Annotated in this window: 14 protein-coding genes and 1 pseudogene; 6 read left to right on the top strand and 9 right to left on the bottom strand. The window is 63.9% G+C overall.

Annotated features, from left to right (window positions below; translation table 11 throughout):
* Positions 1-106: 106 nt before the first annotated feature.
* A complete protein-coding gene (locus tag DB708_RS24565) occupies positions 107-901 on the bottom strand; it encodes an acyl-[acyl-carrier-protein] thioesterase (protein WP_108926069.1) in 795 nt (264 codons plus the stop codon).
* Between the two features lie 163 nt (positions 902-1064).
* Here DB708_RS24565 and ramB point away from each other — a divergent pair, with 163 nt between their 5' ends.
* Positions 1065-2480, top strand: coding sequence for an acetate metabolism transcriptional regulator RamB (gene ramB / locus DB708_RS24560; RefSeq protein ID WP_108926068.1), 1416 nt, complete (start codon positions 1065-1067; stop codon positions 2478-2480).
* Complete coding sequence (locus DB708_RS24555; RefSeq protein WP_108926067.1) at positions 2477-3055, top strand: carboxymuconolactone decarboxylase family protein; 579 nt, start codon at positions 2477-2479, stop codon at positions 3053-3055. The genes ramB and DB708_RS24555 overlap by 4 nt, the downstream gene beginning before the upstream one ends.
* A gap of 4 nt (positions 3056-3059) precedes the next feature.
* On the opposite strand, the gene DB708_RS24550 is transcribed toward DB708_RS24555, so the two are convergent.
* The 6 genes and pseudogenes from DB708_RS24550 to exaC form a co-directional block, all read right to left on the bottom strand.
* On the bottom strand, positions 3060-3335 hold the full coding sequence (locus DB708_RS24550) for a hypothetical protein (protein ID WP_108926066.1): 276 nt from the start codon (positions 3333-3335) through the stop codon (positions 3060-3062).
* A gap of 8 nt (positions 3336-3343) precedes the next feature.
* The gene (gene lpdA / locus DB708_RS24545) at positions 3344-4741 is read right to left on the bottom strand and encodes a dihydrolipoyl dehydrogenase (RefSeq protein WP_108926281.1); all 1398 of its coding nucleotides are present in this window, start codon (positions 4739-4741) and stop codon (positions 3344-3346) included.
* An 18-nt stretch (positions 4742-4759) separates the two neighbouring features.
* Complete coding sequence (locus tag DB708_RS24540) at positions 4760-5368, bottom strand: hypothetical protein (protein WP_108926065.1); 609 nt, start codon at positions 5366-5368, stop codon at positions 4760-4762.
* The gene (locus tag DB708_RS24535; protein WP_201263609.1) at positions 5361-5639 is read right to left on the bottom strand and encodes a putative holin; all 279 of its coding nucleotides are present in this window, start codon (positions 5637-5639) and stop codon (positions 5361-5363) included. The genes DB708_RS24540 and DB708_RS24535 overlap by 8 nt, the downstream gene beginning before the upstream one ends.
* A gap of 19 nt (positions 5640-5658) precedes the next feature.
* A pseudogene (locus tag DB708_RS24530) lies at positions 5659-6148 on the bottom strand (DUF779 domain-containing protein).
* Positions 6148-7671, bottom strand: a complete 1524-nt coding sequence (gene exaC / locus DB708_RS24525) for an acetaldehyde dehydrogenase ExaC (RefSeq protein ID WP_108926063.1) — start codon at positions 7669-7671, stop codon at positions 6148-6150. The pseudogene DB708_RS24530 and the gene exaC overlap by 1 nt, the downstream one beginning before the upstream one ends.
* Before the next feature lie 59 nt (positions 7672-7730).
* On the opposite strand from exaC, the gene DB708_RS24520 reads away from it, so the two are divergent.
* From DB708_RS24520 to DB708_RS24505, 4 genes are all read left to right on the top strand, one after another.
* Positions 7731-9779 carry a prolyl oligopeptidase family serine peptidase gene (locus DB708_RS24520; RefSeq protein WP_108926062.1) on the top strand — a complete coding sequence of 683 codons (2049 nt, stop codon included), beginning with the start codon at positions 7731-7733 and terminating at the stop codon, positions 9777-9779.
* Positions 9776-10102: a hypothetical protein gene (locus DB708_RS24515; protein ID WP_235616930.1), complete on the top strand. Its 327-nt coding sequence runs from the start codon at positions 9776-9778 to the stop codon at positions 10100-10102. Before DB708_RS24520 ends, DB708_RS24515 begins: the two co-directional genes overlap by 4 nt.
* A gap of 14 nt (positions 10103-10116) precedes the next feature.
* A complete protein-coding gene (locus tag DB708_RS24510) occupies positions 10117-11025 on the top strand; it encodes a crotonase/enoyl-CoA hydratase family protein (protein ID WP_108926060.1) in 909 nt (302 codons plus the stop codon).
* Between the two features lie 65 nt (positions 11026-11090).
* On the top strand, positions 11091-11543 hold the full coding sequence (locus tag DB708_RS24505; protein WP_108926059.1) for a DUF5078 domain-containing protein: 453 nt from the start codon (positions 11091-11093) through the stop codon (positions 11541-11543).
* Positions 11544-11682: 139 nt separating this feature from the next.
* Here the strand turns inward: DB708_RS24505 and DB708_RS24500 are convergent, their stop codons facing one another.
* Complete coding sequence (locus DB708_RS24500) at positions 11683-14613, bottom strand: MMPL/RND family transporter (protein WP_108926058.1); 2931 nt, start codon at positions 14611-14613, stop codon at positions 11683-11685.
* Positions 14610-15158, bottom strand: a complete 549-nt coding sequence (locus DB708_RS24495) for an MmpS family transport accessory protein (protein WP_108926057.1) — start codon at positions 15156-15158, stop codon at positions 14610-14612. Before DB708_RS24495 ends, DB708_RS24500 begins: the two co-directional genes overlap by 4 nt.
* Positions 15159-15206: the final 48 nt, after the last annotated feature.

Genomic DNA, 15206 nt, shown 5'->3' with positions numbered 1-15206 from the left:
TTTTGCAAATTCTGCGAAGGTGAACGGCAACTGAACCGTTCCAGAAACTACCCGCCAGTAACTAAAATCCGCAGGTCACGGCTAATTTAACGGGACGCTTGTCCGGTTAAAGATTGAAGAGCGAAGCGACCGCTTTTGTCTCGTCCCCGACCGCATATGTGAGCGTTGTAACAGGGCGATCGGACAGTCCGGCACCGAATTGCTCGGTCGATCCGGCGGGATGGACGTGCGAGATGATCTCCAGCTTGTCGCCCAGCCCCACCGGAGCCTCGTGCTCGATGGTGATGCGCAGCGGTGCCCGCATCAATTCCAGGTGCGACGCGAGATAGTCCTCGATGACGCTCCAATAAACGGAGTTGTTCATGTGGTCGAACAGGTCGATGTCGGTGACGCGCAGCGGGAACTCGTGGATCTCCGTCGCATCGTCGCGACTGCCGGGCTTCAGATAGCCCTTCCACCGCAGCCGATCGACGGACGTGGTCTTGTGAAGGCCCTCCAGGAAGTCGTCGGAGATGCGCGACGGCATCTGAGTTTCCCGGTTGATGTTGATCCAGAAGGCCTCGGATTCGATCAGGCCGCCCTTGCGTCCGTCGACCCGAACTCGCATCTCACACCACCGGTTCGACGTGCCCGAACACCAGCGGCGACACCGCAGCATGTCCTGGAACTCGATGGGGCGGATCAGGTCGAGCATTGTCCGCCGGACGATCCACAGCGGATGGGTCTCCTCAAAGCCCATCTCGCGCAGCTGGTCCTGCCCGACATCCTGGATGTGCCGGCACGCGGCGTCCAACCGCAACCGGCCGGTGCGGTCGATGTCGCCAACCCGAAGCGGCCATTCGCGGTCGAACACGTCGGGGTGACCGTCGGGCACCGGCATCATTGATTTATCCAGGCTCACGACTTCGCTCCCCAATTAACGTGCGTCAGTTACCCCGGGGTGTACCCGAGGACCCGATGCGAATCATGCCAACGACGGCAGACAAACACCAAACCTGGCGACGTCGGCTGTCGGCTGCCAAGTCTGCGAACCCTTCCTTCGCAATGCAGGTAGACTGCGTTAAATGTCGAAAACGTTCGTCGGCTCACGGGTTCGGCAGCTGCGCAACGAACGCGGGTTCTCTCAGGCCGCGCTGGCCCAGCTGCTCGAGATCTCGCCGAGCTACCTCAACCAGATCGAGCACGACGTTCGCCCGCTGACGGTGGCCGTGCTGCTGCGGATCACCGAGGTGTTCGGTGTGGACGCGACCTTCTTCGCCTCCCATGACGACACCCGCCTGGTCGCCGAGCTGCGCGAGGTGACCATGGATCGCGATCTGGACATCAACATCGATCCGCCCGAGGTCGCCGAGATGGTCAACACCCATCCCGCCCTGGCCCGCGCGGTGGTCAACCTGCACCGGCGCTACCGCCTCACCACCGCGCAGCTGGCGGCCGCCACCGAGGAGCGCTACTCCGACGGCAGTGGCAGCGGATCGATCACCATGCCGCACGAAGAGGTGCGCGACTACTTCTACCAGCGGCAGAACTACCTGCACGAGCTGGACACCGCGGCCGAGGACCTCACGGTCCATACCCGGCTGAACCACGGCGACCTGGCCCGCGAACTGACGCGTCGGCTCACCGAGGTGCACGGCGTACACATCAATAGGCGCATCGACCTCGGTGACACGGTGCTGCACCGCTTCGAGCCGAAGACCAAGACGCTGGAGATGAGCAATCACCTCTCGCTGGGACAGCAGGTCTTCAAGATGGCCGCCGAATTGGCCTACCTGGAGTTCGGTGACCTGATCGACAGCATGGTGTCCGAGGGCAAATTCACCAGCGAGGAATCCCACACGCTGGCCCGGCTCGGACTGGCCAATTACTTCGCCGCCGCGGCGGTGCTGCCCTACCGCCAATTCCACGACGTCACCGAGAACTTCCGCTACGACGTCGAGCGGCTGTCGGCGTTCTACTCGGTGAGCTACGAAACCATCGCACACCGACTCTCGACGATGCAGCGACCGTCGATGCGCGGTGTGCCGTTCTCGTTCGTCCGGGTGGATCGCGCCGGCAATATGTCGAAACGTCAGTCCGCCACAGGTTTTCACTTCTCCTCTAGCGGCGGGACCTGCCCGCTGTGGAACGTGTACGAGACGTTTGCCAACCCGGGCAATATCTTGGTACAGATTGCCCAGATGCCCGACGGACGCAACTACATGTGGGTGGCCCGCACCGTTGAGCGCCGCGCTGCCCGGTATGGTCAGCCAGGTAAAACCTTCGCGATCGGGCTGGGCTGCGAGCTGCGGCACGCGCACCGGCTGGTCTACTCGGAAGGACTCGACTTGTCGGGAGACGTTGCCACACCCATCGGCGCGGGTTGCCGTGTCTGCGAACGCGATAACTGTCCACAGCGAGCCTTCCCCGCTCTGGGCCGCGCACTCGATCTCGACGAGCACCGCAGCACGGTTTCTCCATACTTGGTGAAGCAGCCATGAGTGACACACAGGACGGCCACATCGCCCGCATCCCGTCCACCACCAAACTGCGCCGGCTCGGGCCGATCAACTGGGTGCTCGCGAAGGCGGCCGCACGCACGGTCTCCGCGCCGGAGATGCATCTGTTCACCACGCTCGGCCAGCGCCAAGGGCTGTTCTGGGCGTGGTCGGTTTACGGCGGGCGGCTGCTGCGCGGCCGATTACCGCGTGTGGACACCGAATTGGTGATCCTGCGCGTCGCGCATCTGCGCTCGAGCGAATACGAGCTGCAACACCATCGGCGGATGGGACGCCAATACGGTCTGGACGCTCACGTGCAGGAGACGATATTCGCCTGGCCCGAAGTTCCGGACGGCGACGGCCCCAAAGTGATACTCAGCGCCCGCCAACAGGCGCTGCTGAACGCGACCGACGAGCTGATCAAGAACCGGTCCATCAGCGAAGACACCTGGCAGCAACTGGCGTTGCATCTCGACCGCCGTCGGCTCATCGAATTTTGCTTGCTCGCAACGCAATACGACGGGCTAGCCGCGACGATAACCGCGCTGAACATCGAGTTAGACAACCCGAGGTAACGCCTCAGGCGTAGACGTCGGCGAGCACGGCCAGCGTCAGAAGCACCGGCAATATCGGTAGGTCGAACGCAAACGCGGCCCACAGATACTTGCGGCGCCGGCGCATTCGCCAACCCCAGAGCGCGGCGACGACTCCCAGCACCGCCGACCCCAGCAACACCAGTGGACCCCAGTTGCCCACCGTCGCATTGTCGCCCGCGAACGAAATGGCGATCAGCCACAGCACATAACCGGCGGCCGCCCCGCCGATGGCACCGATTATGCTTTCGCCGCGAATCATCGCCCGACTCAGAAGTTGATCATGTGGCCGGTCAGGCCGTGGAAGCACTCCTGCAGCGCCTCGGACATGGTCGGGTGGGTGTGCACGTTGCGGGCCAGCTCGTTCGCCGTCAGGTCCCATTTCTGCGCCAGGGTGAGCTCGGGCAGCAGCTCGGACACGTCATGACCGACCAGGTGTCCGCCGATCAATTCGCCGTATTTAGCGTCGGCGATCAGTTTCACGAAGCCGCTGGGGTCACCCACACCATGTGCTTTCGCGTTGGCCGTGAACGGAAATTTGGCCACCACCACGTCGTAGCCTTCCTCCCGGGCCTGCTCCTCGGTCAACCCGAAGCTGGCGACGTTCGGCTGGCAGAACGTCGCACGCGGCAGCATCCGGTAGTCGCCGAGCGCCAAAGTCTCTGCGCCGGCAATGGTTTCGGCTGCCACCACACCTTGCGCCTCCGCGACGTGGGCCAGCTGCAGCTTTCCGGTGACGTCGCCGATCGCGTAGATGTGCTCGACGTTGGTGCGCATGTAGTCGGTGATCCCGATGGCCCCGCGGTCGGTCAGCGCGACCCCGGCCTTGTTCAATCCGAACCCGTCGATGTTGGGCGCAAAACCGATGGCCTGCAAGACTTTCTCGGCCTTTAGCTCCTCTGACTTACCGTCCTTGCTGATCGCCACCCGGACCACGGACCCATCGTCGGTGATGGACTCGACCTTCGTTCCGGTGAGGATCTTGACGCCGAGTTTCTTGAACTGCTTCTCGACCTCCTTGGATACCTCGGCGTCCTCGTTGGGCAGCGCACGCGCCAGGAACTCGACGACAGTCACGTCGACGCCGTAGTTCTTCAGCACGTAGCCGAACTCCATGCCGATCGCCCCGCAACCGGCGATGATGATCGACTCGGGCAGTTCCCGGGACAGGATCAGTTCCTCGTAGGTGACCACGTTCTCCGACAGCGAGGTACCGGGAACCAGGCGGGTGCTGCTGCCGGTGGCGATGATGACGTTGTCGAACGTGACCGTTTCGCTGCCACCGTCATTGAGCTCGACCGCGAGCGTGTGCGGGTCGGTGAATCGGCCGTATCCGTGGATCTCGGTGATCTTGTTCTTCTTCATCAGGAAGTGCACGCCGGCGACGCGGCCCTCGGCTACTTTGCGGCTGCGGTCGAACGCGACCCCGTAATCGAACGAAGCCTCGCCGCTGATACCAAACGTCTTGGCCTCTTTGGTGAAGATGTGCACGAGTTCTGCGTTGCGAAGCAGCGCCTTGGACGGGATGCAGCCGACGTTGAGGCAGACTCCACCCCAGTACTTCGACTCGACGACTGCGGTGTTCAGGCCCAGCTGCGCGGCGCGAATCGCTGCCACATATCCGCCGGGACCAGCTCCAAGGACAACGACGTCATAGTGAGAAGTCACGGCACCCACCCTAATGGGTCAATACGGGATGACGCCGATCAGACAATGGCTGGTGCGGGCGCAGTAGTAATAGCCGTACAGGGGTGCCGCGGCGACGACGGAGGCAAACGGTCCCGACATCACCGCGATGGATAGCGCCGCGATGAGCGGCCTGCCCTGCACCATCGCCAGCATCACACCGCCGACGGTGCACGCAACGACGTAGACCAGCACCATGAACACGGCCGGCGCCTTGTCGATCGTGTGGTACCACCAGTAGAAGAGGCTCAGCCCGACCTCGGCAGTCGCGGCCCACACGCCGAAGATCACCAGCACCAACTTCCACCACTTCAGGTACTGGTAGCGGCCGGGCACCGTGACCGACTGCACCGGTCCGGCCGGCTCGGCGTGGGAATCCGGTTCGGAAGCGGCAGAAGGAGTCTCGGTCGCACCCTTGGCCACCGACGTCCCCGGCTTACGCGCAGCGGCGGGTATCGGCTGCGAGCCGGTGTCGTCGAAGTTCGGCACGAACGGCACCGAGTGCTCACCGGTGTCGCCGAAGTCCGGGACGAATCCTTGCGTGCCGGTGTCCTTGAAGTCCGGAACGAACGGCTCGGTTCCCGGGTTCGACGCACGGTCGTCAGCCACCTGCGGTCACCTCGATGCCGACGAGTACGCCGAACCATCCGGGCGACATGGCGAGAATGAACGCGCCCAGCATCGTGACCCAACGACGACCGGAGAACAGAATCGTCAGCAGCCCGATCACGCTGGGCAGCCCGACAACCAGTGCGATGACGATGTCAGGGCGGACCCGGGTGTGCACCACCACGGTCAGCGCCACCCCCGCCAACAACCCGACCGCGGTGCCGATCAGCATCGCGCTGGCCAGTAGCCAGGGCCGGGGTAGCGGGATCACCTCATCGACATTACTGCGGTTATCCCGTGCTGGGCGGGCACGTTCCCGGCGCGGCCTGGTCAAGGACCGGGCCCCGGAATCGGCGGGCGCTCGCCAGCTTCGTAGGCGGCGCCGGTAATCACCGCCGCGGCCTCTAGCTGCGCTTTTTCCTCATCGGTGAAGACGCGGCCGCGACTGAGAAACCGCACGCCTTCGGGCGCTTCCAGGCTGAATCCGCCACCGCGGCCGGGAACCACGTCGATGATCAGCTGGGTATGTTTCCAGGCCTGGTACTGCGGGCCCGAGATCCACACCGCGACACCCTCGGCCCCCACGTCCAGAAGTCCGAGCAGCACGTCACGATCGCCGACCAGGAAGTCGCCGCGTGGATAGCACATCGGCGACGACCCGTCGCAGCAGCCGCCGGACTGGTGGAACATCACCGGGCCGTGGCGGTCCTGCAGCCGAACCAGCAGTTCGGCGGCGGCAACCGTGATGACCGCACCTGCTAGCGCCGCCCGGCCACTCATTAGAAGAAGCCCTGCGCCTTGTCGGCGTAGGACACCAACAGGTTCTTGGTCTGCTGGTAGTGGTCGAGCGCCATCTTGTGGGTTTCGCGGCCGAACCCGGATTGCTTGTAGCCGCCGAACGCCGAGTGCGGCGGGTACATGTGGTAGCAGTTCACCCACACCCGTCCGGCCTTGATCTCGCGACCGGCGCGGTAGGCGGTGTTGCCGTCGCGGCTCCACACCCCGGCGCCCAGACCGTAGAGGGTGTCGTTGGCGATGCCCATCGCGTCGTTGAAGTCGGTGAACGACGTCACCGTCACGACCGGCCCGAAGATCTCCTCCTGGAAGACGCGCATCTTGTTGTTGCCGGAAAAGATCGTCGGCTGCACGTAGTAGCCGCCGGACAGGTCACCACCGAGCTCGGACCGCTCACCACCGGTGATGACCTTGGCACCCTCACCCTTGCCGATCTCGATGTAGGACAAGATCTTTTCCAGCTGATCGTTGGAGGCCTGCGAACCGATCATGGTCTCGGTGTCCAGTGGGTCGCCTTGCCGGACCGCCTTGGTCCGGATCGCGGCCAGCTCCAGGAACTCGTCATGGATGTCGGACTGGATCAGGCTGCGCGACGGGCAGGTGCACACCTCGCCCTGGTTGAGGGCGAACATCGTGAAGCCCTCCAGGGCCTTGTCCTGGAACTTGTCATTGGCAGCCATCACGTCGGAGAAGAAGATGTTGGGGCTCTTGCCGCCGAGCTCCAGCGTGACCGGGATCAGGTTCTGCGATGCGTACTGCATGATCAGCCGGCCCGTGCTGGTCTCCCCGGTGAATGAGACCTTGTTGATCCGGTCGCTGGAGGCCAGCGGCTTGCCGGCCTCAACGCCGAATCCGTTGACGACATTGACCACGCCCGGCGGGATCACGTCGCCGATCAGCGACATCAGATAGAGGATGGACGCCGGCGTCTGCTCGGCGGGCTTGAGCACCACCGTGTTGCCGGCGGCCAGCGCCGGCGCCAGCTTCCATGCGCCCATCAGGATCGGGAAGTTCCACGGGATGATCTGCCCGACGACCCCGAGCGGCTCGTGGAAGTGATAGGCGACGGTGTCCTTGTCGATCTGCGACAGCGACCCTTCCTGGGCGCGGATCGCCGCGGCGAAATACCGGAAATGATCGGCGGCCAGCGGGATGTCGGCGGCCAGTGTCTCGCGGATCGGCTTGCCGTTGTCCCAGACCTCGGCCACCGCCAACGCATCCCGATTGGCCTCGATGCGATCGGCGATCTTGTTCAGCACCGCGGCCCGTTGAGCCGGGGAGGCTTTCCCCCACGCCGGGGCGGCAGCATGCGCGGCGTCGAGCGCCTTGTCGACATCGGCCTCGTCGGATCGCGCCACTTCGCAAAACGTTTGGCCCGTGACCGGTGTCGGGTTCTCGAAGTAGAGACCCTTGGCAGGGGCGACCCACTGGCCGCCGATGAAGTTGTCGTACCGCGATTCATAAGACATCAGGGCCCCGCTGGAACCCGGGCGCGCGAAGACGGTCATTTGCTCGACTCCCGTTCTGCTTCACCTGTTGTACGGCTCACATTACCGCTGGGGCCACAATGGCTTCCATGACAGCAAAGGTTGCCGACCCAGACAACCAATCACCCGACGACCCGTACCTGTGGCTCGAGGACGTCACCGCCGCCAACGCGCTGGATTGGGTACGCGCACGTAACGAGCCGACCATCGCGGAATTCGGCGATGGTGATTTCGACGTGATGCGGGCCGAGGCGCTGGAGATCCTCGACACCGACGCTCGCATCCCGTACGTGCGTCGCCGCGGTGAGTACCTGTACAACTTCTGGCGCGACGGCGCCAACCCACGCGGTTTGTGGCGGCGCACCACGCTGGACAGCTACCGCAGCGACTCCCCCGAATGGGACGTGTTGATCGACGTCGACGCCCTGGGGCGTGCCGATGACGAGAAGTGGGTGTGGGCCGGCGCCACAGTCATCGAACCGGAGTTCACTCGCGCGCTGGTCAATCTTTCCCGCGGCGGCTCGGACGCAGTGATAGTGCGCGAATTCGACATGCTGACACGCGAATTCATTCCCGACGGGTTCGCACTCCCGGAAGCCAAGTCGCAAATCGGCTGGGCCGACCCGGATACCGTGCTGGTGGGCACCGACTTCGGCACCGACTCGCTCACCGAATCCGGATATCCGCGGATCGTCAAGCAGTGGCGGCGCGGCACACCACGAAGCGAGGCCGAGACGATCTTCGAAGGGACGCGGACCGACGTCAGTGCGTCGGCGAATGTCGACCGGATGCCGGGCTTCGAGCGCAGCTTCGCGGGCCGGTCCCTCGACTTCTGGAATTCGGAGACCTACGAAGTACGCGGGTCGGAATTGATTCGCATCGACGTGCCCACCGACGCGGGAGTGTCGGTGCACCGCGAGTGGCTGCTGATCGAGCTACGCACCGATTGGACAGTAGGCACCACGACCTACCGCGCCGGCTCGCTGCTGGCTGCAGACTACGACGAATTTCTCTCCGGGACAACCGATTTGCGAGTGGTATTCGAACCCGACGAGCACACCTGCCTGCATCAGAGCGCCTGGATCCGCGACCGGCTGTTGCTCGTCACGTTGGCCGACGTCGCCAGCCGGGTCGAGATCGTCACGCCCGGCAGCTGGCAGCGCGCCGCAATCGCTGGCATCCCGCCGGCAACCCATACGGTGATCGCTGCCGCCGACGACACCGGCGACGAATTCTTTTTGGATTCAAGCGGATTCGATATGCCCTCGCAGCTGTTGCGCGGCACGGGCTGCGGGCAGCTCGAGCAGATCAAGTCGGCGCCGGCATTCTTCGATGCCGAAGACCTGGACGTGAAGCAGTATTTCGTGCCGTCGAAGGACGGCACCCAGATCCCGTACTTTGTGGTGCGATCGCAATCAACTAAAGGGCCTGGCCCGACCCTGCTGGGCGGCTACGGCGGGTTCGAGTCCTCCAAGACACCCGGGTACAGCGGGGTGCTGGGCCGGCTGTGGCTGGCCCGGGGCGGCACCTACGCGATGGCCAACATTCGCGGCGGCGGCGAATATGGACCGAGTTGGCACACCCAGGCGATGCGCGAGGGCCGGCACAAGGTCGACGAGGATTTCGCCGCGGTGGCAGACGATTTGGTGAACCGGGGCATCACCACCGTCGGGCAGCTGGGTGCACAGGGCGGCAGCAACGGCGGGCTGCTGATGGGCATCATGGCGACCAAGTACCCCGAGAAGTTCGGCGCACTGGTCTGCGACGTGCCACTGCTGGACATGAAGCGCTATCACCTGTTGCTGGCCGGCGCGTCGTGGGTCGCCGAGTACGGCGATCCCGACAACCCCGACGACTGGGACTTCATCTCCAAATACTCGCCATACCAGAATATTTCGACGACGCGCCGCTACCCGCAGGTATTGTTCACCACGTCCACCCGCGACGACCGGGTGCACCCCGGCCACGCCCGCAAGATGGTCGCGGCGCTGCAGGCCGCTGGCCATCAGGTCTGGTTGTACGAGAACATCGAGGGCGGACATGCCGGCGCGGCGGACAACGAGCAGGCCGCGTTCAAGGCAGCACTGAGTTATTCGTTCCTATGGCGGACATTGGGAGGCCAAGCGTGAAAATCCTCGACATCATCGAACTCGGATTGGTCGTAGCCGGGTTGATCCTGATCCTGGCCGGCTGGGCGCAGTCACGCTTTCACTTCATCTCCGAGCGCCGCAAAGCCCGGTACTTCTACTGGGGAACCTCGGCGCTGGGCATCGTGTTCTTTGCATTCGGGACAGGGCAACTCTGGCCGAACGGCGTCATCACGACGTTGATCTTCACCACGCTCGTCGTGGGATCGGCCTACTTCACCACGCCGTACTTGAAGATCGGTGACCAGATCTACGCATCGACTCCGGAGAATCGCGTACCGGACCCGCCCGTCGAGGAGCGCTAGCCCACACTGGGGGTATGCCCGACTTCGAGACCCTGCTGTACAAATCCGCCGGCCCGGTCGCCACCATCACGCTGAATCGCCCCGAGCACCTCAACACGATCGTCCCGCCGATGCCCGACGAGATCGAGGCGGCGATCGGCCTGGCCGAACGAGACCAGGACATCAAGGTCATCGTGCTGCGCGGCGCGGGACGCGCCTTCTGCGCGGGCTACGACTTCGGCGGCGGGTTCCAGCACTGGGGCGAGACCATGATGACCGACGGCAAGTGGGATCCGGGTAAGGACTTCGCGATGGTCAGCGCCCGCGAGACCGGGCCGACGCAGAAGTTCATGGCCATCTGGCGAGCGTCCAAGCCGGTGATTTCGCAGGTGCACGGCTGGTGTGTCGGCGGCGCGAGCGACTACGCGCTGTGCGCCGACATCATCGTGGCCAGCGAAGACGCGGTGATTGGTACGCCGTACAGCCGGATGTGGGGGGCCTACCTGACCGGCATGTGGCTCTACCGGCTCAGCCTGGCCAAGGCCAAGTGGCACTCGCTGACCGGCCGGCCGCTGACCGGCGTCCAGGCCGCCGAGATCGAGCTGATCAACGAGGCGGTGCCCTTCGAACGCCTCGAGGCGCGGGTCGCCGAGATCGCCGGCGAGCTGGCGCAAATCCCGCTGTCACAGCTGCGGGCGCAGAAGCTGATCGTCAACCAGGCTTACGAGAACATGGGCCTGGCCTCCACCCAGACGTTGGGCGGCATCCTGGATGGTCTGATGCGCAATACCCCCGATGCACTGGACTTCATCAACACCGCGCAAACTCAGGGGGTACGGGCAGCGGTGGAACGACGCGACGGCCCGTTCGGCGACTACAGCCAGGCTCCCGCTGACCTGCGGCCCGATCCCTCGCACATCATCGTCCCTGATAGCGACGGCTAGTAAGACGGACTAGAAGGCCGACCAAGACTCGCCCGCATCCCATCGGAAGTGCTACCGTTACGACTATGTCTCGGGTGAGTTCGTGTCTGCGTGCAGGCGCCGTTTTCTTTGCAATGGGTATGGCTGCTGTGGCCGTCCCGACGACCGCGGTGGCGGACTCCACGGAGGATTTCCCTATCCCCCGCCGGATGATCAACACCACCTGTGACGCCGAGCAGATTCTTGCCGCCACCAGGGACACCAGCCCGGTGTACTACCAGCGGTACATGATCGACTTCAACAACCACCCGAACGTCCAGCAGGCGACGATCGACAAGGCGCACTGGTTCTACTCCTTGTCACCGCAGGACCGGCGGGGCTACTCCGAGAACTTCTACGCGCCGGTCTCCGACCCGCTGTGGGTGGCCTGGCCCAACCACATGAAGGTCTTCTTCAACAACAAGGGCGTCGTCGCCAAGGCCACGGACGCCTGCAGCACCTACCCGGCCGGCGACATGTCGGTCTGGAACTGGGGCTAGCCCAGCGCTTCAGGTATTCGACCCCTAGTGGGGGTCGGCCGATCATCGAGTCACGTCTTGCGCGTGACTGCCCTCGTCCGTAGTGCGGTTGCGCGGCAGCGAACCGTGTTCGATACGGGTTCCTCGGGCAGCATGGCGATCAGCGCGGTTGTACCACTCCGCCCGCCGGGTGCTCCTCGACGTCGTTGAGGATCAGCCGGCGCACGGCGGGACGCGGTCCGTACGGTCGCAGCATGGTGCTGGCCGGCCGTGGACGCACGTGCTGCGGCCACCAGAACCAGCGCCCGAGCAAGGTGGCCAGCGACGGTGTCATGAACGACCGCACGATCAAGGTGTCGAACAACAAACCCAGCGCGATCGTCGTACCTACCTGAGCCATCACCAGCAGCGGGCTGAACATGAACGTGGCCATGGTGGCGGCGAACACCAGACCGGCGGAGGTAACCACCGAGCCCGAACCGGCCATCGCGCGGATCGTCCCGGTTTTGAGTCCGGCGTGGATTTCCTCTTTGAACCGCGATATCAGCAGCAGGTTGTAGTCCGAGCCGACCGCCAGCAGCAGGATGACCGCCATCGCCAGCACCATCCAGTGCAACTTCATACCCAGGATGTACTGCCACAAGAGCACGGACAGCCCGAATGAGGCGCCCAGCGACAGCAACACCGTACCAACGATCACGACTGCCGCCACGACGCTTCTGGTGATCACCAGCATGATGACGAAAATCAAAGTGGCTGCCGCGATTCCGGCGATCATCAGGTCGATGTTGGAGCCGTCGTGCATGTCCTTGTACGTCGCGGCGGTGCCACCCAGGTAGACCTTGGCGCCCTCCCAGGGAGTGCCCTTGATCGCCTCGTGCACGGCCTGCTTGATCGGTTCGATGTGCTTGATGCCTTCAGGAGTCGCCGGGTCGCCTTCATGGGAGATGATCAGCCGGACGGCGTGCCCGTTCGGCGAGATGAACTGTTTGAGACCTCGCGCGAAATCCGGGCTTTGGAACGCCTCCGGCGGAAGGTAGAACGTGTCGTCGTTCTTCGCTTTGTCGAAGGCATCGCCCTGCGCGGTGGCGTTGTCGGACTGCGCTTTCGCCTGTTCGTTAAGACCCTGTGTGATCGCATAGTTCGACATGATGGTGTCGAGGTTGTGCTGCTGGCTCTCGATCTGCGGCGGTATCAGCGCCACCAGCTTGGGCTGGATCTGATCCAGCTTGTCGAGGTTCGCGCTCAGGTTCACGATGTTCTCCGCCACCCGGTCGATGCCGTCGAGCGCGTTGAAGACCGACCGGATTGCCCAGCAGACCGGGATGTCGTAACAGTGCTTCTCCCAGTAGAAATAGCTGCGGATCGGCCGGAGGAAGTCGTCGAAATTGGCGATGTCGTCGCGCAACGCCTCGGTGATCCGCACGGTTTCTCTGGTGAGCTTGGTGGTTTCGTGCGTCGTGTTGCTGAGATCCTGGGTGACCTGCATTTGCTCATGTAGCGTCGCCATCGTCTTGCGCAGCTCGGCGGCTTGCTTGAGCAGATTGTTCGCCTGCTCCTCTTGGTAGTGCTGGGTCTGGATCCGCCCGGCGGCTTGTGCACCCATCTGAAAACCGAGGGTGCTGTGGTCGAGCGGCGTGCCCAACGGCCGGGTGATGGTCTGCACCCGGCCGATACCGGGGATGTGGAAGACCGCCTTGGCGACCTTGTCCAAGATCAGGAAATCGGCCGAGTTACGCAAGTCGTGATCGGTCTCGATCATCAACAGCTCAGGATTGAGCCGAGCCTGGTCGAAGTGGCGGTCCGCGGCGGCATAACCGACATTGGCCGGGGTGTCCGCCGGCAGGAAGTGGCGGTTGTCGTAGTCCGTCTGGTAACCGGGCAGGGCGAGCAGACCAACCAACGCGACCGCGATGGTCACCGCGAGAACCGGTGCGGGCCAGCGGACGACCGCGGTGCCCATGCGACGCCAGCCCCGGGTCTGCAGCTTCCGCTTCGGATCCATGAGCTTGAAGAACGAAGCCACCGTCAGTACCGCCGGACCCAGCGTCAAAGCCGCGAACACCGCGACCAGCATGCCGACCGCACAAGGCACCCCCAGCGACTGGAAGTACGGCAGCCGGCAGAAGCTCAGGCAGTACATCGCGCCGGCGATGGTCAGGCCCGATCCCAGCACGACATGCGCGGTGCTGTGGAACATGGTGTAGAACGCTTTTTCGCGGGTCTCGCCCAGACCACGGGCCTCGTGATAGCGGCCGACGACGAAGATCGCGTAATCCGTCCCGGCGGCGATCGCCATAAGCACCAGCATGTTGTTGGCGAAGGTCGACAGCCCCATGATGCCGTAGTTTCCGAGCGTCGCGACGACGCCGCGGGCCGCTGCCAGCTCGATGAACACCATGGCCAGCATGATCAGCATGGTGATCACCGACCGGTATACGAACAGCAGCATCACCACAATCACTGCGAACGTGACCATGGTGACCTTCGCTACGCCCTTCTCTCCCGCGTGGGACTGATCGGCGAACAGCGGGCCCGCGCCGGTGACGTATGCCTTGATTCCCGGCGGCGCGGGCACCGAGTCCACGATCTTGCGGAGAGCCGCGGCAGACTCGTTCGCCAGCCCGCCGCCCATGTTGCCGGCGAGGTAAACCTGGACGTACGCGGCCTTTTGATCGTGGCTCTGGGAACCCGCCGCCGTCAGCGGATCACTCCAGAAATCCTGGACGTGCTGAACATGTACCTTGTCTTGCTCGATGCGCCTGACGATCTCGTCGTAGTAGCGGTGCGCTTCGGCCCCGAGCGGCTTGTCGCCCTCTAGCAAGATCATGGCCGAGTTGTCGGAGTTGAACTCTTTGAACGTCGATCCGACCCGCATCATCGACTGAAAGGATGCTGCGTCAGTCGGACTCATCGACACCGAGTGGGTCTTGGCGACAACCTCCAGCTGCGGCGCCACGGTATTGGTGACGAATACGATGCCCAACCACACCAGGACGATCGGCAGCGCCAGCCGGTGGATCATCCGGGGCAGGAACGGCGGGATCAGCGGCTGGTCGACGCGCGGCGGAGCCTCGCTTGGTTCGCTCATGCGGACTTGTCCAGGCAGTAGACGAAGGCGTCCACGGTTTGGTTGGAATCTGAGCGATTCGGAGTCTTGATGACGTCACCGTGCCCGTCGTGGTTGTTCACGACGAATTGGCAGGCAATCCAACTGCCGTCTCCTTGCGCCACCAGGTTTGCCGGAATGCCGGGCTTCGTTGAACTCAATACTTTGCTCCAGGGCAAGGGCACGTTGAGGGCCTGCTGCGGATGGGAGTTTTCGTCGAGGTAGTTGATGGTTGCCGTGCTGCCCGGTGGGCCCCAGACCTCGAGCGTGATCGTCTTGGCGTTGAACTCGTCGAGGACCTCGCCCGACGTGCCGCCACCGAACGAACCGCGGTGAACGCCAAAGACGCCGTGCAACCGATACACCACGAATCCTGAGAGCGCGACGACAGCTGCGATCGTGAGCACCAGCCAGAAACGCCCAAGAAACCCCTTTTTCTTAGCGCGCTGCGGGGCGACCTCGTTCCCCTCGCTGTCGGCGGAGCCCTGCTTATTCAGCGGCTCGGTCCTTGGCTCAGTCGTCGTCATGGGCGCTTCAAGTCCTTCACCACGGGCGCAACATTAATTTGCCTCTGT

The organism is Mycobacterium montefiorense (genome assembly GCF_003112775.1).
GTDB lineage: Bacteria > Actinomycetota > Actinomycetes > Mycobacteriales > Mycobacteriaceae > Mycobacterium > Mycobacterium montefiorense.
The sequence above is the reverse complement of the archived record's forward strand: the minus strand, read 5'-3'. Positions and strand labels throughout refer to the sequence as shown.

Coding starts and splice junctions, on each gene's coding strand:
- ramB (WP_108926068.1), top strand. CDS start 1,065: ATGTCGAAAACGTTCGTCGGCTCACGGGTTCGGCAGCTGCGCAACGAA.
- DB708_RS24555 (WP_108926067.1), top strand. CDS start 2,477: ATGAGTGACACACAGGACGGCCACATCGCCCGCATCCCGTCCACCACC.
- DB708_RS24550 (WP_108926066.1), bottom strand. CDS start 3,335: ATGATTCGCGGCGAAAGCATAATCGGTGCCATCGGCGGGGCGGCCGCC.
- exaC (WP_108926063.1), bottom strand. CDS start 7,671: ATGACCGTCTTCGCGCGCCCGGGTTCCAGCGGGGCCCTGATGTCTTAT.
- DB708_RS24520 (WP_108926062.1), top strand. CDS start 7,731: ATGGCTTCCATGACAGCAAAGGTTGCCGACCCAGACAACCAATCACCC.
- DB708_RS24510 (WP_108926060.1), top strand. CDS start 10,117: ATGCCCGACTTCGAGACCCTGCTGTACAAATCCGCCGGCCCGGTCGCC.
- DB708_RS24505 (WP_108926059.1), top strand. CDS start 11,091: ATGTCTCGGGTGAGTTCGTGTCTGCGTGCAGGCGCCGTTTTCTTTGCA.
- DB708_RS24500 (WP_108926058.1), bottom strand. CDS start 14,613: ATGAGCGAACCAAGCGAGGCTCCGCCGCGCGTCGACCAGCCGCTGATC.
- DB708_RS24495 (WP_108926057.1), bottom strand. CDS start 15,158: ATGACGACGACTGAGCCAAGGACCGAGCCGCTGAATAAGCAGGGCTCC.